Genomic DNA, 22,347 nt, shown 5'->3' on the forward strand with positions numbered 1-22,347 from the left:
GGACGGGCAGACAGAAAAAGAGGCAATGAAGTAGGGACAATGAAGTTGAAAAATTAGCAGCAAAAAAAATAGAAGGATAAACGGAAACACGGGGAAAGAAGGGGGTAAGGTAACTAAAAAAGAAAAAAGTGGCAGGCCGAATCAGGCACCTGCCTCTTCTGTTCCGGTTTCACCCTGGGCCTGTTTAAGCTTTCTCATTTCCCTTATGCGTCTTACCAGGACTTCTCCGAGGTAAAGGAGAAGAGCTGCAAGAAGCACATAAACTTTCAGACTCACAGGCTCGGTTGCTTCCCTTTCGGAATTCTGCCTTGCGTCCTTCAGCAGAAAGGCTCTCGCCTCCTTTTCGGTATAAATTTCTCCCCCGGTGGAAAGGATCAGAGGTTTAATATCATTATTGAGCCCGACGTCACGGTACTCAAGCGGATAGTTTACCGCGAGCGGGTAGCCGGAAATATCATGAATCCCTATTTCATCCGGGTTTACACTTGCTTCATAAGTGTTCCTGCCCGTAAGGGCAAGATCAATCTGGGTTCCGTCCAGTTTGAGCTGAGGGATTCCTTCGTCGTACATTATCAGGGTGAGGTCGGAAGGGGTACCAAGCCATGTATCCAGAGCTTCAACGACAGCTCCTTCTTCTGCCTGTGGGTTTCCTATTGCCCAGTTAGCCATGCCTGAAATAAGTCTGCTGTTTGACCCGTTGTAAAGAGCAGAAGCCCAGCGAGTATTTCCGTCTCCGTTATCCGTGGAAAAAGCTGCAACGCGCCCGAGCCCGAAGCGCCAGGTGGTAAGCACAGGCTGCCCCGTAACCGTAATGACCAGGCGTTCAGCCCCGGCTTTTGGTGTAACCTGGTTATATCCTGTGATATTGGTGGTAAGGTTTACACTCTTTGTGATAAAGTGGTCGGGAGAGTACTCAAGAAGCATGTAGGTACCGGGGTCCTCCGGTTCCTCTCCTTCGTCCTCAGGAGTCGCAACCGTATCTTCAAACACGATATTTGCCCGCTCCTCCATATCGATATGCAGATAATTGTTTTGAAGTCCCAGCTCCTGCATCAGCTTCTCAGCATAAAGGGTTCTGGTCTGATCGGCCTGGGAAGGAGCAGAAGAGCGGATATGGACAAAGTACAGGTTTACGCCCATATCCTGCAGTTCTTTTGCGGCCTCCAGGCTTGCGTCATACGAGTCCTCAATCCCTCCGTCAGAGATAATAATAGCATCAAGCTCACCGTCTTCGCCTTCCAGCATCTCCTTTGTGACAGCAAGCCCCTGGTCCAGAGAGGTTTCTGACTCTTCGCTGGGGATCAGCTGCTCGATTTTATCTTCCAGAAGGGCAAGGTTCTGCGGGAGCCCCATGTACAAAAACCCTTCCGAAACATCATATCCAACACTTCCGAATGCGATTATTCCAACATTTGCATCTTTCAGGTTATCATTCCTGAGGATAAAGATGGCATTTGACAGGATATCTCCCAGAGTACCGTGAGCAGCCGTGCTTGGAGAGATATCAAGAACCAGGACCAGCTTTCTTCCTCCTTTAAATTCTGAGGGTTTTGAAACTACAGGCAGGACATCTTCCAGGGAAGAATTAAGGTATTTTCCATAGTTATAGGCCTTATCTCCTCCGACGACAATAAGCCCTCCCCCGTTGCTGACATAATTTTTGATTTCCTTCATCTCAGCCTCGGAAAAATTGCCTATGATCTGGTCGTCAAGCACAAGCGCCTTGCTGTCCGTAATATTCCCTGCTCCGGGATAGTCATTTACAACCGAAACCTCGTAGAGGTTTCTCAGGATACTGGCGAGAGGAGAACTGGAGTCCGCGGTAACAAGTGTGATTTTTGGCTTGGGGATTACGTAAAAAGACTTGTAAAATTCGTTATTTGATTTATTGAAGTCCTCGCCGGACGGAGTGATCTTTACACTCAGATTGTGGGCTCCGAGCGTGGTAAATGTTTGGTTAATTAGAATGGTATTATTCCGAGTATCCTGCGAAAACCGCTCGGGTGTGACTATTCCATCCACAGAAACTTCAAGTAAATAGCTGACACTCTGTTCCGAAGCCTGGCGGACGACGATCTCAAACTCGTTCTGGTTGTCCACGACCACGGTCTTGTCCCCGAGCACCTCGACGCTGAGATCGTTTGTCTCAAGCTCGGGCTGGACAAGATAGACTGGAGTATCAGCGTCCCTTGCAAACCTCAGGGCTTCCTCAAGGTCCTTTCCGTCGTTATTGTTCCCATCGGTAACAAGCACGATCTGGTTGCCAAGCCCGGAATACTGGACCACGGCATCCCCGAGTGAGGTCTTCTCTCCGGTCAGCTGCACGAGAGTGGTAGGAGTATCGGCAGTAAGGGCTTCATACAGCCCGGTCCCCGTATCTTCGGGGAAAAGGTTCATACTTTCGGTCCTGTCCAGAACAAGCACAAGTGAAGGGTCTTCCTCACTGATGGTCTGGGTAACCGTTGTATAGGGGGCAGCAAGAGCAAGGACAAGGAGGAAAGCAACAAGCATTCTCCATTCCACAAGTTTTGTTTTCGTCTTCCGCAGGAGATAAAAACCCGCAATAATCACGGGAATAATGAGGAGGAGCATCTCAGGACTCTCAAGGGCTACGTTCACAGTTCACCCCTCCCGCGGATGATCAGGATTTCAAGCAGCATAAGCAGGAACATGACTACTATAAGATAGTTGGTAATATCGTTTTTTGCAGTATAGGTATCAGACCGGACAAGCCTTGACCCGTCATTTTCAACTGCCTGGCTGATAAGTTCCGAGGCATCTACTGTAGTATTCGATTCCCGGTCATCATAGAGGTTGACTGCAATTTCCTTGTCCGAAATCCTGTATATCCCGACCTCGTCAAAGAGCAAACGGTTTGTTGTCAGGGTCTTTGAAGGCGTCTGGACTTCTTCGGTCTTTGCCAGGGAAGTCAGGGTTCCGGTTTCAAGGTTATATTCCGAAATATCCCCTATGCCTCCGAGCCATTCAACGAGTTTTATCCAGAACACAGGGTACTCAGGCAGGTTGTGGAAATTGTTCCAGGCCCCGTCCCCGAGCTCGTCGTTAAGCCCCATATAGAAGATAGTGCCTTTTCCTACCTGCCAGTAGCTGAGCATGGGAATCCCGTCTTCCGTAGCTACGAGAGTTGTGGAACCTGTTCTCTCAGTTGCGTTCAGGTATTTGCGGACCGAGATCTCATCGGTTTTCACGTCCTCCGTAATGCTGCTCTGAAGGACTTCTTCAACCTCGAGCCCGTCTTCTGCTACCTCAACTCCGAGAGGTTTTATAGGCAGGAGCTTAACAAGGTCGACCTCGGTTTTATTGGGTTCAAGGGCTTCACTTGCAATGAAAACCGCATTTCCCCCGTTTCGCACGTAATTTTCAATATTATCCACCGAACCGTTGGAAATCGGAGTTTCTTTCTGGGCGAGCACGACAAGCGTATAGTTGTCAAGAGAAGCCGGCACGGAATCCCGGATTTTCAGGTCACTGTTGGGGAGCAGGGAAAGCGCTGTTTTTGAAGGTAGTTTCCCATTATCCGTGACATAGAGGACCTGCTGCCCGGAGGTATCCGGAATTGAGATGTAAACCTTATTATCAACGGACAGGTCATCCTTAACGTTGAGACTGATCGTGGTAATTCCTGGGTTCAGGTTTGCCAGTGTGAACTGGTTCGTACCGCCTGCTGGAACAGAAAGAGTGAAAGACTTTGAAGTATTTCCCGAAATTCCTCTTCCTGTCTCTATTTCAACGTTTGAGCTTTCACCTTTATAGTTTTTGACCACACCAGTGTAGCTGTATTCCCCGTCTGTGGCTTCAATCCAGCCATTAATTATACCTATATTATCCGCAGGCTTTCCGACCTTTACGAAATTGACCTCAAGCCCGTAGGACTCCGCCAGGTTCTTGGAAGCTACGGGGTCGTCTCCGTTCCAGTTTGTAAAGTCCGAAATAACAATGATCCTGCCCCCCTCATCAGCGAGGAGACGCATACCTGTGGAAATGGCTGCAGAGAGGTCGGCAGTGCTAGCTCCCGGTTTAACTTTCCCGAGGATTTCTCCGGCAGCTGAAGCGCTTTCGCCCTCAAGGGCAAGCAGGGGAGTACTGGAAGCAAGGATTATGCTGTTCTTCTTGCTCACATAGCCTTCAGCAATTTCAACCGCATCTTCAAAACGTGACTCTACCTGCATACTTGCCGAAGTATCAAGGATGAGCACCGTATGCTCTCCGCTGAGGGGCTCGTTTGAGGTGTAATAATAGCCTGCAGCCCCGATGGAGAGCAAGATCAGCATAAGGAGCTGAATAAGGAAAAGGGGATCTCGCACGATTTTCGTAAGCGAAGCATAAACCCTTTTTCGTTCCCTTTCAAGCTTGAGGATAAACATCAGGGAGGGAATCGAAAGTACCGCTGGTTTTGGGCGGAGCATGTAAATGATTATAAGCGGAATGATACTCAGGAGGGCAGCAAGAGCAAGGGGGTTTTCAAAAGGCATTTATTAGCGTCTCCTTCTCCTGATCGTATAGTAAAAAGCATTAAAGATAGGGGTGTCGGTTGTGAAGGTGTAGAACTCGGCTCCGACCTTCATGCAGGTTTTTTTAATGCTTGCAGTGTGGTCGTCCAGTTTCTGAGTATAACGTTCCTTGAACTTTTCGCTGATATATGTCCTTATATCTTCCCCTGTTTCAAGGTCTACAAGCTTGCTGTTTCCCTGGAGAGGAAGTGCTTTTTCCGTGGGGTCAAGCACCTGTATAACGATGAGGTCGTGATCCGAGAGCCTGTACAGGGCTGTTTCTATTGCTTTTGGATCCTGCATGAAGTCGGAAATCAGGATTACAAGGGACCTTGACCTGATCACCTGGCTATACCTCATGACGGCTTCACTGATGGAAGTACCCCCGGATAGTTCAAGTGCGCTGAGCCGATCGATTGTCCGCATAAGGTTCTTCCTGCCTCTGCGGGGCCTATTGATATCAACTTCTTCCGTAAACGTGGATATGGCAAACCTGTCGTTATATTTGGTTACCAGGTAAGCAAAACCTGCAGCAAGCATGGCAGCATACTCAAACTTCGAAGTTCCCTTTTCGGGATAATCCATGCTTTTGCTGGCGTCCAGAAGGATATGGGTTGTAAGGGTCTTTTCTTCTTCAAACTGCCTCACATAGAGCTTTTCAGTCCTCGCATAAGCCTTCCAGTCAATATCCTTCAAAGCGTCGCTTGAGTCATACTCCCTGAACCCGATAGTATCGATTCCGTGCCCGCTTCGGGTTGACGGACGGTTTCCTGCATAGACTGTCGATACTCTCTTCCGGACCGAAAAGGTAAAGCGGTCAAGCTGCCTGAAAAAATCCGTTTCGATTTTTTGTTTTGTGCGAGTCATTCCTGATCTTCAACTGAAAAGCCCGGTTCTGCCGGACCTGAATAATCCCGGGGGCTTTGTACTTTGCAGGGGATTTTAACCTCATATTACATTTCACACATTCAATCCCTGGAACCTGCCGAGTTACAGGCCCTTAGGATTTCATTTATCAAATTTTATTTATTGAATGTATTTTTAGAATCTACTTGCCGAATCACTACCCGTTTCATTTGACTTTCTTTAGAATTTCCTCAATGGCTTCGTCCGGGGTCATCCCGCTTCTTTCGGCTTCAAAGGTAAGGATCAACCTGTGGCGGAGAACCGGGTAAGCCATGTAATCGATATCCTCTTTGCTCACGAAGTTCCTGCCCTGGATCAGAGCTCTTGCTTTTGCTGCAAGGATCATGCCGATAGATGCGCGGGGAGAAGCCCCGTACTCGATGCGTTCCTTATCCTTGCGGGTCATTGACACAATAGAAAGGACACGTTGCTGGAGTTCTTCGGAGATCGGAACCTGCCGGGTAAGCTTCTGTAAATCAAGAAGTGTAGACTTGTCCAGGCCCCTTGTGATCTGCGGAGTTTCGGACTTTGTATAACGATTTATAATCTCCATTTCCTCTTCAAATGAGGGATAGTCTACAAGGACCTTTAAGAGGAAGCGGTCCAGCTGAGCTTCGGGAAGAGGATATGTGCCTTCCATTTCTATGGGGTTCTGGGTAGCAAGGATAAAAAAGGGGCGGTCAAGCAGAAAAGTATCGTTTCCGACTGTTACCTGTTTTTCCTGCATGGCTTCGAGCAGAGCGGACTGGGTTTTGGGGGATGCACGGTTGATCTCATCTGCAAGCACGATGTTTGCAAAAACAGGCCCGGGTTCAAACCTGAATTCTTTTTTGTCGCCTTTCTCTTCAATCACGTTTGTTCCTGTGATGTCAGAGGGCATCAGGTCGGGGGTACACTGAATTCTGCTGAACTTCAGGTTCATCGCCTTTGCAATCGTGGAGATCATAAGGGTCTTTCCAAGCCCGGGGTTGCTTTCCACGAGGGCATGCCCTTCACAGAGGATTGAAATTATAATCTGTTCCACTACCCTGTTCTGGCCCACTATGACATTCCCTATTTCTTCAAAGAAACTTGTAAAAATCCTTCCCGTGTTCTGATAGGTCGTGCCGGCCTGCCCTGAATCGATATTATCCTCACTCATATTTGCTCCACCCTTTGAATCGCTGTTTTTCACGGGTTCCGATGCCCTTTCCTGCTAACATTATCCGTTTCTGCAACAGAATGTCATTCAAAACAGCTGTTGTTCCAAATATAGTCTGTAAGTCTAAATACAGCCCGTAATTAAATCCTGTAATTTCCAAAACTGCGCTCAATAACCTTCGGTTAAACCGAATGTGGTTAAGCCCGACTTAATATGAATATTTTACAATCTTGATATCAATTTTGATATAAATGTTTCATGATCTTAGTGTAAATTTTTCATATTATTCTTCTGCAAGTTGTTCAAAGTAAGTCTGAATTACACTCCTGTACCCTTCGGGCAGGTTCTCATAATAAGACTGGGAAGCAATGGCTTCCGGGTTGTAGAGATCCGACTGAATGAATGATGCGTTGTCTCTCTCTTCCCCTTCTTCCTGGTTCATAAAACCCTCCCCTGCGCCAGGAGGGATCTCCAAGTCCACTTCCGTGCCTTCAATTATGATAACAGCCGGCTCTCCAAATAGATCTTTATTGCTCTGTTGTTCTCCCGACGTCCCGCCGTTTTCCTCCAGGGAAACAAGGTCCGAACTACCCGGGAAGAGGATTTTATCGATCACTTCATCCATGTCGGTAGGACTTAAAGTTGTCTGATACCCGGTATGGGCGACATATACCAGAACCGCAACAGCAAACACGGTTAGCAGGACATCTTTTGCAAGCTTTTTCCTGTTAAGGAAAGCAGAAGACTGCACAGGCTTCGAATCAATTACGACGCTGCCTATAAGGTCGCGGACGATTATATTATCCATATCCCGGTTGTCATAGGCTGTCCTCATCCTCTCCCTGAGTACAGGATATTTTTCTTCAATCAGGGTAATGGCATCTTTCTTTTCAGCCCTGTAATACCTGACTGCCGTGAGAATAAGCGAGAGGGCAAAGGAAAGAACAATCAACCCCAGCGTCTCAAAGATAATTTCAGAACCAAGAATACTATATTTTGAACCGGTATAGGGCTCGAAGGCGGGAAACATTAAAAATATATCCCTCATGTTGAAGAGCACAAAAAGGGTATAGAGAACCAGAAACGTTGCAAGAAGGTCTGCAAAAACATAGAGTCCTCTGTATTTTTTCAGAACCGATTCGTGTTTGTTTATGATTTTTTCAAGCTCCAGAGCCATCCTGCTCCCTTCTGCAACCGGAGATCCCGGTTTAATTATTCATAAGAATGTTATATAAAGACGCACAAAGACAGATAAAGATACTATAGGGAGATATTATAGAAAGATACTATATAAAGGTACTATATAAAGGTACACGTTCCAGCTGCAAGTTCCTTCTATATGTTCCTTCTATATGTTCCTTCTTCAAGTTCCTTCTGTATAGTTATTTCCAAATATACCTTCTGTAAGTCCCTTCCACAAGTTCCTTCCGCAAGTATTTTCCGGAAATGTATTCATGTTAAAATTTATTTCAGAACCTGAAAATTCTTTTCTGAACATGGAAATCCTTTTCTGAACCCGAAAAACGATTTCCAAACCTGAAAAGTCCGGGTTATATGAAATCCCTGAAGGCCGGATAGGAACCCAGTACTTTTAAAGTATTGGCTTTTGACTTTGTACCTGCTTTTGATTTTATATCTTTTAGGGCATCTTTTATAAGTGCATCGCTTGTATGGCCTTCAAAGTCGATGTAGAAGTAGTAATCTCCAAGTTCCTTTTTGGAAGGCCTTGACTCGATTTTAGTAAGGTTGATCCCTCTCTTTGCAAAAGCTCCCAGAAGTTCGTACAATGCTCCGGGACGGTCTTTTTCCAGGTATACGATAAGAGATGTCTTGCAGGCCGACTGGTAAACCTTTTCCTTTGCGGTTTCGGGACGAGACTCAGGCTCTGCACCCCGGCAGGACTCAAGAGCCGATTCCCCTTCAACACCTGCAGCGCCCATAGTCTGCTCCGGTGAAATCTTATTCCCGGCACGGATAATAATAAAACGGGTGTGGTTTTCCTTTCTGTCCTGGATATTTGAGAGCAGGATTTTGAGCCCGTAACGATCTGCCGCCTCTGGGGATGCTATCGCAGCCATTTCCTCAAACTCCCCTGCCAGCCTTGCCGCATGGGAAGTGCTGCCCGTGCTCCGGAGTTCCGCTTCAGGAAAATGCCTTTTCAGGAAATGCCTGCACTGGGCAAGCCCCTGTGGGTGGGAGAGGATGACCCGGATCTTCTCAGGCCCGCCTTTGGAGAGCAAGCAGTGCTCGATTTTAACAACAATTTCCCCGATTATGACAGCCTCGTTTTCATGGAGTAGGTCGAGGGTGACTCCTACGGAACCTTCGATGGAGTTTTCTACAGGGATTACGGAGATGTCTGCATCTCCCTTAACTGCAGCCAGGAAAGCGTCCTCTATATCTGCAAAGTAACGAAACTCAGCGTCTTTCAAGCTATTTTTCTGAGCCCACAGCTTTGCAGCCCTTTCCGAATAAGAGCCTTCCGGCCCCATTACACCTATGATCATCTGAAGCTTAATTGGAGGGAAGGTAATAAAAAGTTTTGATGGCAGAGTTGCGGCTCTGCAGTGCGCTGTCCGGCTTGATAGGACTACCACTCTTGCTCCTACGGCTCTCCGGCAATTTAACATGTTACAGCTCTGTGTTCACAGAGTCTGGCTTAGCCTGATTGAATACATGGAAGGCCAGATAAAAGAAGTAAAAACCAGGATTTTGGCTCTCTGGGAAACGGTGAAAGATAAACATTACCTTCAGACAATTTCTGGAATTAGCGATTTAATGGCAGCTATGAGCTGGGCGGAACTTGGAGACGTGGAGAACTTTCAGCATCCAGACCAGATCGTCGCTTTTGCAGGATATGATCCAAAAGTAAATTGAGGAGAGGATATGAGAAAAAACGAAGAGGTGAAGGTTCACTTCATCCCCGACCTAAAGGAAGGGCATTCGTGACCCTCCGTGCTCCCATTGTAATAATCATCAACAGTTTGCTGCATGAAGACGACAAGACTAAACTTGGGGTTCACTCTGAAATGAGAATCAGAAAAATAGAAAAGAATCATATCAAGTATTTAGCGTAACACCGACAGGAAATATTCTTAAAATAATTGAAAAGCTATACTTTCTTGCTTCTTGGTACTTCTACAACAATATATTTTTCAAGACCGGGAGGCAAAATTCAGTACAAAAAGAGAGCTTTTGACGGCAAAAATGAACGAGGGATGGATCGAATTAAATTTTCCGGCATTACCTGAAGAAAAAACCGAACCCCCGGCAGAGCTGCGGGAAGCACTGGGGGTTAAAGCAAGCTATGTCGGGAAGAACATATTTTACCTGGTAGAAGTAGAATCCGAAGAAACAGTAAGAGCAATTAAACCGGATTTCCCGAAACTGCTGGAAGTCCCGGCAAGGGGAGTAATTATTACAGCGAAAGCCGGAGCCGAAGTCGGAGAATACGATTTCGTATCGAGGTTTTTCACACCGGAAATCGGAATATGGGGAGACTCTGCCACAGGGTCGGCTCACTGATGTCTGGGCCCTTACTGGCAAAAAAAGCTAAACAAGGACGAATTCATTGTTTATCAGGCTTCGGAACGCGGCGGGATTTATGACTATATAAACAATTGGCTGTTGTGGAACATATTGAGGAACATGCAAGGAATTAAAAGCAGAACAGGCTCTTGAATACATCAGAAACGGATATGCCAGTTTCCTCCAGATAGCGGACAGCTGGAACGGCGCTTACGGTAAATATAAATGAGATATGGAAATAAGATTCATGAAAGCGGATAGTATAAACCACTGGGATATTGTTGCTGAAAAATATAGTGCGGCAAACCATCAGGGAAAAAATTTTCATGCCCGGATATATTTGGCTGCTGTCAAGGAATTATTAGGCGATGTAGCCGGAAAACATGTCCTTGATGCAGGATGCGGAGACGGTTTTTTTTCGTCAGAACTTGCACGAAAGGGAGCAATAGTTACAGCTATCGACAATTCTTATATGATGTTAAATATAGCAAAGCGCAAGCACTTCCATAGTAATCTTCAGTATCATAAAATGGATTTGACAGGAAAATTAACTTTTGAAAATGAATTCTTTGATATTGTTGTGGCGAATATGCTGATGATGGATATTCCTGATATCGAATCATTTATTTTTGAAACAGCACGGGTACTGAAAAAACCCGGATATTTCATTTTCTCGATAACACACCCCTGTTTCTTTTTAAGTGACTGGGAAGAGGACGAAAACAATATAAAAATGTATAAAAAAATCGGGAACTACCTGGATGACAGAGTAGAAGAATTAAATTTTTGGGGTAAAACCCTACACTACCACAGACCTTTATCAAAATATATGGCTGCACTTGAAAAAGCCGGGATGTACGTGAGTTCTTTTAGAGAACCGGTTCCTCCAGAAGAATTAATAGAATTATATCCGGAACAGGAGTATCATTATAGAATTCCGTCATTTGTAGTTATCAGGGCAAAATCAATTTAAGAATAACTCACCGGGACCCGTATAAAAACGGTTTCAGTTCAAGGTTTCGGGTTTTGAAGTATTATTTTTTTTATTTTAGAGAATAAGTATGGACGTAAAGATGAGAGACATTGTAAGGGTTGTGCCTTACGATCCTGAGTGGAAAGCCGAATTTTTGAAAATAAAATCGATGATTTCTGACTGTGTTGGCGACCTTATAATTGGTGTCGAACATGTCGGAAGCACAGCGGTTGAAGGTCTTGCTTCAAAACCTATTATTGATATTGATGTGGTCAATAGACTATTTTATGTCATATCACAGTAGTGAAGTGAACGAGCATATAATTGAAAAAAAGTCTTGAAACCCAAAATTTTCAGGTTCAGATCTTCTTTACATTCATATTGATTGAAACTTCTGCGATATCGGCGCTATATTCGGCTACCCTGCGCAAGCTCTCCAGAATCATGCTAAGTGCAATATTACGTGGACTTCCGTCCCCTCGTGACTCCAGGGAAACTCCAAACTGAGAAACATTTTTTGCATTCACAACAATTTTGTTGATAGCCTGCAGGTCATCTTCTGCCATTGAGTCTATTGAACTTTCGAAAACATTTAGCGAGAGTCCGGCCATTTTAAAGATGGGATCGTCAGCACTTATTCCACCATCCATTTTTAAGACATTTGTAGCTATCTTGACCGCATGATCCCCTACGCGCTCGATACTTTTTATAATAAGCCTGTATCCCAGGCAATCTTTTGAACTTCTAATCCCTATTTTTTCGGCGAGTTCTACATCATCAAGTGAAGCTTTGAGCTGGCGGACAGCAAGAAGATAAAAGCGATCGACGTCATCATCTCTCTGGATCACGTCTTCTGCAATTTCCGTATTGTGGTTACGAAGAGCTGCCATGGAGTCCTCAAGCATTGAAAGGACAAGCCCATACATGTTTTTAATTACACGATTGAGGGGAAGGTCACTGTAGTTCAGGAGACACTGGAAGACAAGTTCATTCCTGGATTCTTCTACAAGTTCGAGTCCTATCAATTTTTGACGCACTGAGTCTTTGATAAACTTTCGGTCATAGGCACTGAAACCTTTGTTGGTAGTCAGTTTAAGAGAATCATAACCCGCAAGATAATGAGAAATAATAATTCTGAGGTTGTTTTCTGCGCTTTCGGTGTGGAGATAATCTATAGATGCCTTAAGGGCAGAGCGTTCCTTCGGAATCACACTTGAGGAAACCAGCAGGGTTTTGTTAGGCATGTCTGTTAGGGTAAGTGTATCTCCGGGTTTAAGCCCTATATCCCGGACCCATTTTATGGGAAGGGATACTATATAGGTAGAATTTCCGGTAAACTGAATTTTTCTTCTATCTTTGGTAATAAATAATCCTCCTGAAGGAGCTCTAATAACTTTAGCATGATCTATATAGACAAGGACTATATATAAGGTTAACTCTAATTGTTGTTTTAAATACCCAAAGTTCCTCGTTGTCTATAATCTTTTACGCCGGGAATTTCAAAATAAATCTGGAAGTAATGAATAATTAACGGACAGTTAACAAGTTAAATGAATATATGAGCGCAAATATGTATGAGATCTCAAGGGGTACCTTGGGATATAAATTTCAGATATGCGATCAGATTCACATTAAGCAACACCCTATAGTTTCAAGTAGTACTATATAGAATACCTCCAAAAAATATATATAAACCGGTGTCTACTAATTAAGTGAAGGTCAGATCCGTGGCCTCCACACAAAAATATTGGAATTAAGTGACTTGGTGAGTATAAAGTCTAAAAAGTCTAAAGCGCGAAAGCATAAATCCTTACATACTGTCTCTACAGGTTGTAGGTCTAGCTTCCCTGCAGCCTGAAATCTATTTTTTGATGCTTACTGTAGAACCTTGGATTCTGATATTGTAGAACTTCGGATTTTAATATAGTTCCACAGGTAAACCTGTACTTATGGCCCCTAATGGTTTTACAAATTCTTATTGTACAACTTTTCAAGAATAACCTTTAAAAACAGCTTACAAGAACAATCATAATGCTAATTTGTTATCATATGCGGTAGTGATTTAATGACATCAAATAAAAGATCAAATGAAAAGAAAAAAGTTCTCTTTCTGTGCACCCACAACTCAGCCAGGTCCCAGATGGCCGAAGGTCTTTTGAGGGCTATTTATGGAGAAAGATACGAGGCTTACAGTGCTGGCGTTAAAGCCACAAATGTTAATCCTCACGCTGTTCAGGTCATGAAGGAAATTGGCATCGATATCTCCGGTCAGTACTCTAAAACCCCCAAAGAATTTCAGGATACAATTTTTGACATGGCGGTCACGGTCTGCGATAGGGCTAAAGTGTCCTGCCCTATCTGTAGCACGAATCTGGAGCTTCCAACCGAAGCCCCCAAAGCAAGAGAAGTAATTCACAAAAGTTTTGAAGACCCTGCTGCAGCTGTGGGCTCAGAGGAAGAGCAACTCAAGGTATTCCGCCAGATAAGAGATGAAATAAAAGATTGGATTTCCCGGACATTTGGGAAATGATTCCTCATTAATTAGTTGATTTTTTTTGTGAAGCACCCATTATTGAAATATTGCTAAAAGATGCGAATAAAGTCCGATAAAAAAAGATTTTAGAAGAGATTACTGCAAAAACCAAGGCATTGATTGCCTGAACCCTCATGAAATTACTTTTATAAGAAAGCCCTTTTATATGAAAGAACTTTTGTGGTATGGAATAGACGTTCTCTATATATTTTGAATTGACATAAGTGACAACATATTTCTTTATAGTGGGTTCTTTCAGGCATAAAATATATTTCACTATAGTGAGTTCTGAAACCCTAATTTCTTCACCATCTATTCGTTGTTATTTGATTACCGGAAATTGTCAATTGATTATCGGAAAAGAGGCTTATTTATGGGAACAATCAGTGAGAAAATCTTTTCCCGGGCAGCGGGAAAAGAGGCAAAAGCTAACGATTTTGTGCTGGCAGATGTGGACTATGCAATGGCCCATGACGGCACATCGGTGCTTGCCGTAAATGCTTTTAAGGAAATGGAGATGGAAAAGGTCTGGGACCCTTCAAGGATCGTAGTCCCCTTTGACCACATCGCACCTGCGAATAATGAAACTTCAGCCATCCTGCAGAGAGAGATCAGGGAATGGGTAAAGGAGCAGGGAATCCCTAACTTCTACGAGGTCGGAGAAGGGATCTGTCACCAGGTCCTTCCGGAAAACGGCTTTGCTCTGCCCGGAAAGCTTGTTGTCGGGGCTGACTCGCATTCCTGCACTTACGGGGCTTTCGGGGCTTTTGCAACAGGGGTAGGAGCTACCGATATGGCTGAAATCTTTGCTTCGGGAAAACTCTGGTTTAAGGTCCCGGAAAGCTTCAGGATGACGGTTGAAGGGAGCCTTCGGAAAGGGGTCTATGCAAAAGACCTGACCCTTTACCTGATCGGAAAAACCGGAATTGCCGGAGCGACCTACAAAGCAGTTGAGTTTTACGGGCAGGCTATCAGCGAACTTACGGTTGCCGGCAGGATGACACTCTGCAATATGGCAATTGAGATGGGCGCAAAAACCGGGATTGTCCCTCCTGATGAAAAGACCTTTGAATTCCTGAAAAATAGGGCAGCTGCACCTTATGAGCCTGTCTATGCCGACCCTGACGCTGTTTATATGGAAGAGTTCGCCTACGATGCCGGGGATATCGAACCCCAGGTAGCCTGCCCGCATCAGGTGGATAATGTAAAGCCCGTGGGAGAGGTTGAAGGCACTCATGTAGACCAGGTATTTATCGGGACGTGCACGAACGGCAGGCTTGAAGACCTCGAGGTCGCAGCAGCAATCCTGAAAGGAAAAAAGGTTGCAGTAAGGACAATTGTGATCCCTGCATCCCGCACCACTCTCCTTGCAGCAATCGAAAACGGGACAATGGAAACCCTGCTTAGAGCCGGGGTAACTCTTGCAACCCCGGGCTGCGGGCCCTGCCTCGGTGCCCATCAGGGAGTGCTCGGGGAAGGCGAGGTCTGTGTTTCAACCGCAAACAGGAACTTCAGGGGCAGGATGGGAAAAGGAGGTTTTATTTATCTTGCATCTCCAGCAACCGCAGCAGCCTCGGCCCTGACAGGAGAAATAACCGATCCAAGGACAGTTTGAACCGACAGTCTTTTCTTTTTATATCTTTATTTCCTTTTTTATTTTCTTTTTCTTCCTCTTTATTTTTATTTTCCGGCTCTTTTTCCGTATTAACAATATGAAAATTCATCTTAAATCCAGCTAAAATTTATACCATGAATTCTATACTCTTGAATAGGAGGGAATTGCTATAACCGAAGAACTTAGCCATGATAATCTTTCCCATTTAATTGAACACTGGATCGAACATAACGACAGCCACATAAAGAGTTTTAAGGAATGGGCTCAGAAAGCCAAAAAAGATGGTTTTCTCGAAGCTTCCGAAGATATCCTTGAGGCTGCCAGCAAAGTTGAGGAAGCAAACGAGCTCCTTAGCAAAGCAAGAGAAGGGCTTTTCCATATTCACAGCCACGAATGACTGTTAATGGGTAAACGTCCATAACTTTTTCTTAATTATTTAGGTGCCGGGCCTGTGCTCGCCACTGTTTCTCTTTCATTTTTGTTTTTCGTCTGTTTTTCCTTACCTGTTTTATTTCCTCAAGATTTTACCCTTCATGTCCTGCCCGGACCAGCAGAGCCTTTACATTTTTCAAGTCGGTAACTAATTCTCCAACTTTCGTTTCTTCCAGATATTTGATAAAGCCCTGCCCTTCTTCAGGGTTCAGGTCTTCACTGTTCAGCAGCTCTTCAATCAGGTCATTTTCAAAAAGACTTTTTGAGGTGTTATTTTTGCTTTCTGGCTTTTTTTTGTCCCTGAAAATAGGGCTGGAATCCCCGCTGAAAATTATATTTTCATTCAATTTTGCCGCTGAGAAAGGATAAACATTTTTTATTTTTTCTTCCTTTTCCTGAAATGTCTTATCTTTACCTTGTTCTCCTGCTCTGTTTTCCTGGTTAGTTTCTTCTGTCTCACTTATTATGGCAGTTTCTTTAGTATTGTCTGTTTTCTCTATAATATCTCCGGATTTTTTATCTTCAAGTTTTTTATATTCAGGTTTCTCGACTATTCCTTTGACCACTATTTCCAGTCCCCCGGCTTTTACCTCTGAAACTCCGGGCTCTACCGCATGAACAGAATCATTATTAACTTCATGAAGCCTGGACATTTTTACAGATACTTTCCTGGGAAGCGGGGGAAAAATCTCTTCCCGCCAGGGGAATTCTGATGTTTCTTCTATATTTTCAGTCCCTAATTTTCGGACCCTTTCAATACGGGCTTCGATCTCCTTTTTCTCTTCCAAAAGTTTTTTGATTTTTTTCTTAACTTCTTCTCTACTTTTTGTCAAATCCTCCATATCCTCGATATTTACATCAGCTGTTTTAGGCTTGAGTATTAAATCCTTCAATTCTCTCGCTTTCAGATCCTTTAATCCGCTGTCCCTTAGTTCTTTTAACCCCTTAACTCCCAGTTCCTTTAAACTGTTCATCCAATTACCTCCAACAAGGTTTGATTTATTCTAACTTCAATCCTTTTTCAGAAACTTTTTCATAAATTATTTCGGGAATTTTCAGAAACTTTGCTTTCTGCCTCAAATGAAAACATTTCATATCTGGAATGTGAATACATTCGACACAACCGGAGGGATAAGGATCATACAGATTCCTGAAATTCCGGACATCAGGCCCCCATAGAAAAAGAGTTTGTAATTTCCTCCACCTTCTACGATCTTTACCACAAGCGTGTTTGAAACGGTGAGGATAATTATTACTGAGAAGGTTAACCTGTATAGCATGGGCATACTTTCGGCTACGTTGAACATGCTCATCCCCATTGCAGAAATCCCCCCCGATCCTCCTTCCGTGGATATGTAAGATTCGTTCATCCTGGAAATAAGTCCACTGAATTTTGAAATTATCTCCAATACAAAGACCAGAAGCCCTACCATAACAGCATGCAGTGTCATGACAAGCCCCTTGAAGCCTGAACTGACCAGCTGCCGTTTCATCCTGAGGAGGACGATAGCCAGGCTTGAAGTAGAGACTATGTTCCCTATCTCCGCAGGGTCTCCGCCCAGTTCTACTGCATCGGTAAAGATCCTTGAGCACCTGTTGATCAGTTCGGAGCCTGTTTCTCCTATGAATTTTTCCCAGCAGAGCTTTGACTTAAACCCCATAGAAAGGCTGGAATGCAACTCTTCGACTCCGGGCTTGAGACAGCCTATGGTTTCCTTATCAAGGTTTTCCATTGCACTCCGGATGGTGACTCCTGTGGTTCCTGCAAGATTCCCGAGGGTCTTTACAAAAGCCGGAAAACTGCTGTCCCTTTCATTGATTTTCCGGTCATCTTCCATAGCAACAATTCCTATCGGAAGTGTAAAAACGGTCACTCCGAGCAGAATAAATTTCAGTTCAGTTCCTTGCATGATGAGGGCAATGAGAACAATTGCTCCTATTGGGAGCAGAACCCTACTCAATAGCCTTATTTTATCCTGTTCCTTTGATTTGAGGCGGAGCGCATGTACCTTTTTTTCGGCAGGAGCTGCCTTATATATTATGTAAAGGGCAAGCCCGCTTATGAAAAGAATTATAAACTGTAGTAGAAAAGCAATTGTTTCTATATTCGTGATGTTATAGATCATGACCGAAACCAGAATTATGGTAACAACGAGGGTTAAGGATACCATCAGGGCGGTATAGCCATCGGTCCATTTTTTCAGGGCTTCGATACTTCGCTCGTACTCATTGGAGTAGATCTCTTCCCTTATGATTTTCTCCTGCTTCAGGAAATTTTTTTCCGGTTCTCCGGAAGAAAGGATATTTGCCATTCTCTCAATAAATTTTGAAATATATACGTCCTTTAATTTCTGAGAAATATACTTGCAGGATTTTGCATATTCGTACCCCCATTTCGAGGCAAGGATATGGATCTGCCTGAAATATTTCGAAGCTTCGTACTCTTGCTGGCGGCCTGTATAATCGAAGATCCTGTCCCTTTCGATATCCGCAGTTGAAATCGCAGCCATATATGTCAGCAGGAAGAGCATATCGTCATTAACTCTTTCAACAACTCTGGTGCTTTTCAGCTTTCCGGTGATGTTAAAGTAGCCTTCAACTTCCTGTATTGCTTTATTCAGGTTTAAGTACGGAACTGTTTGCAAAAAAGTCATGATGTTAGTCCCGCCTCCTCAAGTCGGATCAGAGTATTGAATAGGTCATAAAAATTGGTAATGTCTGCCTGGTGGATCTTCCGGAGGATTTTTTCCCTTCTGTCAAGTTCATAGTAAATTTTTCGGATCTGGTTTTCAGGAATTCCCATTCGAGGAGCAATTTTATGCTCCAGCAGGTAAGAGTTGTTTTTCCCTGTAAACTTGAAAGTATCCGTAGCAGGGTCCCATTTGAAGATATCCATAAAGTTAAAAGCCTGGTTCTCGGAATCGTAGCCTACGATTTCGTTTATGCTCAGGACTCTTCTTTCAATCCCTTTTCCCGGGACGTTTACGGCACTCTGAATCAGAACCACATTCAGATTATCCACATAACTACTGGGGACATTTATGGGATCTCCTGTCAACCTCTGGATGAGTTTCTCAACCGAGGTGGCATGGAAGGTGGACATTACAGAGTGTCCTGTCTGCATTGCCTGAAAAGCAATGTTTCCTTCAACCCCCCGGATCTCCCCTATAGTAATCTCATTCGGGCGCTGGCGAAGGGCGGCCTTTAACAGGTCAAACATGGAGATGTCCGAGCCGCTGTCGTCCCTTGTAGTCCTTGTGACCTCCCGGGTCCAGTTCTTATGGGGCACCTGCAGTTCCGGGGTATCTTCAATGGAGACTATTTTGGCTTCGGGAGGAAGAAAAGTAGTTACCGCATTCATCATTGTGGTCTTTCCGGAGGCAGTTCCTCCTGAAATGAAACAGTTCATCCCTGCCCTGAGCATCATCCACATGTATGCAGCCATTGTATAGTCGATTGTTCCGAATTCAATAAGTTCGAGAATTGAAATAGGAACTCCCATAAATTTCCTGATGGTAAAATTGCTCCCCCGCTTTGACACGTCTTCCCCGAATACGATATTAATCCTTGAGCCGTCCGGAAGCGTGGTATCAACTATCGGGTCCCTATAGGTGATCGGTTTTCCTACTTTTTCGGAAATCTGTATGACAAAGGAATTGAGTTCTTCTATTTCCTCAAAAGAGATTGTTGTTTTAAGGGAGGAGAATACATTATGTTCAACAAAGATCCTGCCGAGCCCGCTGCAGCTTATGTCCTCTATATTCGAGTCAAGCAGTAAAGGTTCGAGCAATCCCATCCCCACCTTATCCCTTATCATCATGTATTTGATCGCATCGAATTCCTCAGGCGTTACGGAAATTTTCTGTAACTTTCTCGTTTTGAAGATTTTGCCGGTTTTCTTCAGGTTCCCGAAAATCCTGGATTCTTTTCCTTCCGGTGTCCCGAGATTTTCCTTTAATTCCTTTTTTACTTCGCAGGCCTTTTCAAGAGCTTTTTCGAGGAGTCTCCTTTTTTCTTCGGGGTCTTTTGTGGTAATATCCTTGTCGTGTATCACATCAATGAGTAACTTCTCTATTTCCTCAAGTTTACTGTCCAGCCTCTGGAAAAGGCAGGGTTCTATGGGGATGTAATAGTTTCTTACGTCTTCCCTATCAGGATATATGTGGACTGCAAGCCCTTTCCCGGCAGGATATATCAGGTTGGGGTGCTTGATTCTTTTCATGGTCCTCGAAATTCTCGGATAGAATTCCGGAAACCCGATTTCATCCGTCGGAAGCCTGCAGATATAATCAAGGATATGATAGTTTTCTTCCCTGCTGACGAACTCCTTCATTTCTGAAGAAAGGCTGGAATAAGTTTCTTCTCTGGAACGCCCTCCATTTTTCGGTGCAGGCAACGGGTCAAAAGGCAGAGTTTCCATCTCCACTCCTCATTCGGTTTTTTCTCCTCTTACCCTCTTTCCGGATTTTCTTTCTCAGGCTTTTACTTTTGAAACAGGAACGATTTTCAATCCGAACTCACTGTTCACATCAAAACTCAACAAATTTCCGCTAGTTTTCCTAGCACCCCTTAGTTTCTGAATTTCCATAGTTTTTATCCACTGGTCCCCTACCTGCTCTATCCTGAGTTCAAGGCAGGTACTGCAAACTGACCTCAGCCTGTAAAGCACAGCCTTGGGGAATGCATACCCGTGCACGCTTATGAGAATGGTCTTTCCATTATCACACAGCTTTACGCATTCGGTAAAGAAGTTTAACACTGCGTTTTCCGAAGAATTAACCGCGAAGATTGTCAGGGAGTCTATAATGATCAGTTCTTCTTCGCACCTTTTTATGCATTCAAGCATTACCTGAAGCAGGCTCTCGCTCAACTGGGTTTTTTCCTCGATATAACCCGCATTAATTTCAAATATTTTTGCTCTGCCTATTATGAAGTAGTCCGAAATCCCGTGTTTCAGGCTCTCCATCTGGTTCAGGAGTTCTTTTGAGGTCTTCTCGGTTGTTAATGCAAGGACCCTTTTATCCTGGTTCAGGGCTCCCCACATCATCTGCTGCAGAAAAATAGACTTTCCACTATCGTTTCCCCCCTCAAGCAGGCAGAGTGAACCTGTGGGCACGCCTCCCTCCAGCTTTCTGTCTATTTCCAGGTTTCCGGAAGATATAAACTCCGGTAATGCCTTTTCTTCCTCTTTCAGGTCGCTGAATACTTCTTCGTAGAACGATTCATTTTCACATAGTGCTCCTTCGCCCTTACTTATTTCCATTTCTCTCTCCACCCTTCTCTGAAGTCCCCGGTAAATTCCCATAATTTTTTAGCAGCCGTCTCCCTCTGTTCCGCTTTATAACCCTTTCAGGATCTGTCCTGTTACAGAAGGCTGCCGAATTATCCGCCAAAAACATTATCCACTGAAATACCGTGAAGCCTTTGCTCCATTGGGAACAGTTACCATAAGCCAATTTACACTGGAATTTCCAATAGGATCTGAGGAATCCAGCCTGATATGTACCTCCATTTTCTCTCCCGGATCAAAAACTCCCGGGTTTATAAGATCCGGAACAATATTCGCTTTTGTCCACCTGTTCCGGGAAAGAATTTCGCTTTCCTGGTAGGGGATCCAGACCGTCTTCATGTTCCCCGATTCATTCTGGTAGGTAACGATTACATCCATGTAAGTGAAGTCCCCTATTTTTGTTGAGCCTGTGTTCTGCAGGGAGACCAGAATATCCACCCTGTCAGTGGAGACACCTTTGATCTCTATTTCCGTTTTTACCATCTCATTTTTGTTTTCCTGCATCTCAATGACCGAACCTGCAAGCACGTCTGTCATGTAGAATCCTCCTTTCGAGCAGACATACGATGCCATGAGGATGGTTGCAACCGAAATCATTGCTGCAATTATTGAACCGAACCCCATTATGACACCGTGAAATAGGTCTCTTCGGAGACCCCATTATACGTACTGAATTTGAGAAAGTATTTCTCTCCGCTCACAGGCAGGTCTTCAGGTTTGATTTTTATAAGCAGGGTCTCTCCCTTATCCCAGTCCTCATCTCCGTTCTGTTCTATATGGTAGCTCCAGCCCGGAGCTGAATTTCCTTTTTCGTCGTAGGGTATGCGTTCAAAGTTTCCTGCCTCCCCGAAAAAGAGGTCCGATTCATGGATCATGCCTGAAGATATTTCCTTGCAGCCCACATTCTTTATCCAGACATGAATCTCGGTGCCTTCAGCCCCGGTTGTTTCATGCAAGATTTCCATATCTATCAGGATCTGGTCTCCCATAGCGTCCGATCGGCTCATTATCGGGTCTCCTGCCGAGATGACCGAGGGATACACCGCTGAAACAAACGCAAATGCGCAGATGACGGATGCTGTTGTAAGGATCGCAGAGCTTATCGATTCCCCACTCAATTTTCTACCCCCCGCTTTACTTCCCGGTTTTTCAAACCGGATGAATCGATGATGATTTCTGATTATACAGTTCATCAAACTGGTTAATGTATGATTTTCTATGATCTTGTTATGATCTGAACCTGCATCATATGAAATAATTTAGATACTGCTGATGAAAATTGTGCTGATGAATATCATATTTCCTCATGTGTGATCTTGATTATGAAGATGATTCTTGATTATGAAGATGATATTGGTTTTCCTGGATATGCCACCTATTTTTTCCGCTTAATGCCGGATGGCTGGAGACGGCAAGTT

Annotated in this window: 21 protein-coding genes; 6 read left to right on the forward strand and 15 right to left on the reverse strand. The window is 44.3% G+C overall.

Going from position 1 to position 22,347, the window contains the following annotated elements; genetic code table 11:
- Positions 1-141: 141 nt before the first annotated feature.
- The 7 genes from MSSIT_RS13880 to pheA form a co-directional block, all read right to left on the reverse strand.
- Positions 142-2,619 carry a VWA domain-containing protein gene (locus MSSIT_RS13880; protein ID WP_048173115.1) on the reverse strand — a complete coding sequence of 826 codons (2,478 nt, stop codon included), beginning with the start codon at positions 2,617-2,619 and terminating at the stop codon, positions 142-144.
- Entirely contained in the window at positions 2,616-4,493 is a 1,878-nt protein-coding gene (locus MSSIT_RS13885; RefSeq protein WP_048173117.1) for a vWA domain-containing protein, read from the reverse strand. Before MSSIT_RS13885 ends, MSSIT_RS13880 begins: the two co-directional genes overlap by 4 nt.
- Positions 4,494-4,496: 3 nt before the next feature.
- A complete protein-coding gene (locus tag MSSIT_RS13890; protein ID WP_048173118.1) occupies positions 4,497-5,378 on the reverse strand; it encodes a DUF58 domain-containing protein in 882 nt (293 codons plus the stop codon).
- A 205-nt stretch (positions 5,379-5,583) separates the two neighbouring features.
- Entirely contained in the window at positions 5,584-6,558 is a 975-nt protein-coding gene (locus MSSIT_RS13895) for an AAA family ATPase (protein ID WP_048173120.1), read from the reverse strand.
- A 283-nt stretch (positions 6,559-6,841) separates the two neighbouring features.
- Positions 6,842-7,735 (reverse strand): DUF7502 family protein, encoded by an 894-nt coding sequence (locus MSSIT_RS13905; protein WP_048173123.1) that lies wholly within the window; start codon positions 7,733-7,735, stop codon positions 6,842-6,844.
- Between the two features lie 186 nt (positions 7,736-7,921).
- Positions 7,922-8,056 (reverse strand): hypothetical protein, encoded by a 135-nt coding sequence (locus MSSIT_RS25390; RefSeq protein ID WP_269430789.1) that lies wholly within the window; start codon positions 8,054-8,056, stop codon positions 7,922-7,924.
- 52 nt (positions 8,057-8,108) lie between these two features.
- Positions 8,109-9,065, reverse strand: coding sequence for a prephenate dehydratase (gene pheA / locus MSSIT_RS13910; RefSeq protein ID WP_048174845.1), 957 nt, complete (start codon positions 9,063-9,065; stop codon positions 8,109-8,111).
- A 169-nt stretch (positions 9,066-9,234) separates the two neighbouring features.
- Between pheA and MSSIT_RS13915 the strand changes: the two genes are divergently transcribed.
- The 4 genes from MSSIT_RS13915 (at position 9,235) to MSSIT_RS13935 (ending at position 11,363) form a co-directional block, all read left to right on the forward strand.
- On the forward strand, positions 9,235-9,435 hold the full coding sequence (locus MSSIT_RS13915) for a transposase (RefSeq protein ID WP_187151760.1): 201 nt from the start codon (positions 9,235-9,237) through the stop codon (positions 9,433-9,435).
- 330 nt (positions 9,436-9,765) lie between these two features.
- Positions 9,766-10,083, forward strand: a complete 318-nt coding sequence (locus tag MSSIT_RS21385) for a PhzF family phenazine biosynthesis protein (RefSeq protein ID WP_156157445.1) — start codon at positions 9,766-9,768, stop codon at positions 10,081-10,083.
- 250 nt (positions 10,084-10,333) lie between these two features.
- A complete protein-coding gene (locus MSSIT_RS13930) occupies positions 10,334-11,059 on the forward strand; it encodes a class I SAM-dependent methyltransferase (protein WP_048174847.1) in 726 nt (241 codons plus the stop codon).
- An 88-nt stretch (positions 11,060-11,147) separates the two neighbouring features.
- Positions 11,148-11,363 carry a GrpB family protein gene (locus tag MSSIT_RS13935; protein ID WP_082089013.1) on the forward strand — a complete coding sequence of 72 codons (216 nt, stop codon included), beginning with the start codon at positions 11,148-11,150 and terminating at the stop codon, positions 11,361-11,363.
- 55 nt (positions 11,364-11,418) lie between these two features.
- Here MSSIT_RS13935 and MSSIT_RS13940 read toward each other — a convergent pair whose 3' ends face one another.
- On the reverse strand, positions 11,419-12,423 hold the full coding sequence (locus MSSIT_RS13940) for a phosphate signaling complex PhoU family protein (protein ID WP_082089014.1): 1,005 nt from the start codon (positions 12,421-12,423) through the stop codon (positions 11,419-11,421).
- A 701-nt stretch (positions 12,424-13,124) separates the two neighbouring features.
- Between MSSIT_RS13940 and MSSIT_RS13945 the strand changes: the two genes are divergently transcribed.
- Together MSSIT_RS13945 and hacA are read left to right on the forward strand one after the other, a co-directional pair.
- On the forward strand, positions 13,125-13,589 hold the full coding sequence (locus MSSIT_RS13945) for an arsenate reductase ArsC (protein WP_048173131.1): 465 nt from the start codon (positions 13,125-13,127) through the stop codon (positions 13,587-13,589).
- 343 nt (positions 13,590-13,932) lie between these two features.
- Entirely contained in the window at positions 13,933-15,207 is a 1,275-nt protein-coding gene (gene hacA / locus MSSIT_RS13950; RefSeq protein ID WP_261788844.1) for a homoaconitase large subunit, read from the forward strand.
- 205 nt (positions 15,208-15,412) lie between these two features.
- Here the strand turns inward: hacA and MSSIT_RS24245 are convergent, their stop codons facing one another.
- From MSSIT_RS24245 to MSSIT_RS13985, 7 genes are all read right to left on the reverse strand, one after another.
- Positions 15,413-15,598: a hypothetical protein gene (locus MSSIT_RS24245; protein WP_048173134.1), complete on the reverse strand. Its 186-nt coding sequence runs from the start codon at positions 15,596-15,598 to the stop codon at positions 15,413-15,415.
- A gap of 133 nt (positions 15,599-15,731) precedes the next feature.
- Entirely contained in the window at positions 15,732-16,613 is an 882-nt protein-coding gene (locus MSSIT_RS13960) for a hypothetical protein (RefSeq protein ID WP_048173136.1), read from the reverse strand.
- Positions 16,614-16,730: 117 nt separating this feature from the next.
- Positions 16,731-18,293 carry an archaellar assembly protein FlaJ gene (gene flaJ, locus MSSIT_RS13965; protein WP_048173137.1) on the reverse strand — a complete coding sequence of 521 codons (1,563 nt, stop codon included), beginning with the start codon at positions 18,291-18,293 and terminating at the stop codon, positions 16,731-16,733.
- The gene (locus MSSIT_RS13970) at positions 18,290-20,059 is read right to left on the reverse strand and encodes a type II/IV secretion system ATPase subunit (RefSeq protein WP_048173139.1); all 1,770 of its coding nucleotides are present in this window, start codon (positions 20,057-20,059) and stop codon (positions 18,290-18,292) included. The genes flaJ and MSSIT_RS13970 overlap by 4 nt, the downstream gene beginning before the upstream one ends.
- A 54-nt stretch (positions 20,060-20,113) precedes the next feature.
- Positions 20,114-20,902, reverse strand: a complete 789-nt coding sequence (locus MSSIT_RS13975) for an ATPase domain-containing protein (protein WP_048174850.1) — start codon at positions 20,900-20,902, stop codon at positions 20,114-20,116.
- A gap of 135 nt (positions 20,903-21,037) precedes the next feature.
- Positions 21,038-21,553 (reverse strand): hypothetical protein, encoded by a 516-nt coding sequence (locus tag MSSIT_RS13980; protein ID WP_048173140.1) that lies wholly within the window; start codon positions 21,551-21,553, stop codon positions 21,038-21,040.
- Entirely contained in the window at positions 21,553-22,047 is a 495-nt protein-coding gene (locus MSSIT_RS13985) for a hypothetical protein (protein ID WP_048173142.1), read from the reverse strand. The genes MSSIT_RS13980 and MSSIT_RS13985 overlap by 1 nt, the downstream gene beginning before the upstream one ends.
- Positions 22,048-22,347 lie beyond the last annotated feature (300 nt).

The sequence above is a fragment of the Methanosarcina siciliae T4/M genome (assembly GCF_000970085.1).
Lineage (GTDB): Archaea > Halobacteriota > Methanosarcinia > Methanosarcinales > Methanosarcinaceae > Methanosarcina > Methanosarcina siciliae.

Coding starts and splice junctions, on each gene's coding strand:
- MSSIT_RS13885 (WP_048173117.1), bottom strand. CDS start 4,493: ATGCCTTTTGAAAACCCCCTTGCTCTTGCTGCCCTCCTGAGTATCATT.
- MSSIT_RS13890 (WP_048173118.1), bottom strand. CDS start 5,378: ATGACTCGCACAAAACAAAAAATCGAAACGGATTTTTTCAGGCAGCTT.
- MSSIT_RS13895 (WP_048173120.1), bottom strand. CDS start 6,558: ATGAGTGAGGATAATATCGATTCAGGGCAGGCCGGCACGACCTATCAG.
- MSSIT_RS13905 (WP_048173123.1), bottom strand. CDS start 7,735: ATGGCTCTGGAGCTTGAAAAAATCATAAACAAACACGAATCGGTTCTG.
- MSSIT_RS25390 (WP_269430789.1), bottom strand. CDS start 8,056: ATGTTCAGAAAAGAATTTTCAGGTTCTGAAATAAATTTTAACATGAAT.
- pheA (WP_048174845.1), bottom strand. CDS start 9,065: ATGATCATAGGTGTAATGGGGCCGGAAGGCTCTTATTCGGAAAGGGCT.
- MSSIT_RS13915 (WP_187151760.1), top strand. CDS start 9,235: ATGGAAGGCCAGATAAAAGAAGTAAAAACCAGGATTTTGGCTCTCTGG.
- MSSIT_RS21385 (WP_156157445.1), top strand. CDS start 9,766: ATGAACGAGGGATGGATCGAATTAAATTTTCCGGCATTACCTGAAGAA.
- MSSIT_RS13930 (WP_048174847.1), top strand. CDS start 10,334: ATGAAAGCGGATAGTATAAACCACTGGGATATTGTTGCTGAAAAATAT.
- MSSIT_RS13935 (WP_082089013.1), top strand. CDS start 11,148: ATGGACGTAAAGATGAGAGACATTGTAAGGGTTGTGCCTTACGATCCT.
- MSSIT_RS13945 (WP_048173131.1), top strand. CDS start 13,125: ATGACATCAAATAAAAGATCAAATGAAAAGAAAAAAGTTCTCTTTCTG.
- MSSIT_RS13960 (WP_048173136.1), bottom strand. CDS start 16,613: ATGAACAGTTTAAAGGAACTGGGAGTTAAGGGGTTAAAAGAACTAAGG.
- flaJ (WP_048173137.1), bottom strand. CDS start 18,293: ATGACTTTTTTGCAAACAGTTCCGTACTTAAACCTGAATAAAGCAATA.
- MSSIT_RS13970 (WP_048173139.1), bottom strand. CDS start 20,059: ATGGAAACTCTGCCTTTTGACCCGTTGCCTGCACCGAAAAATGGAGGG.
- MSSIT_RS13975 (WP_048174850.1), bottom strand. CDS start 20,902: ATGGAAATAAGTAAGGGCGAAGGAGCACTATGTGAAAATGAATCGTTC.
- MSSIT_RS13980 (WP_048173140.1), bottom strand. CDS start 21,553: ATGGGGTTCGGTTCAATAATTGCAGCAATGATTTCGGTTGCAACCATC.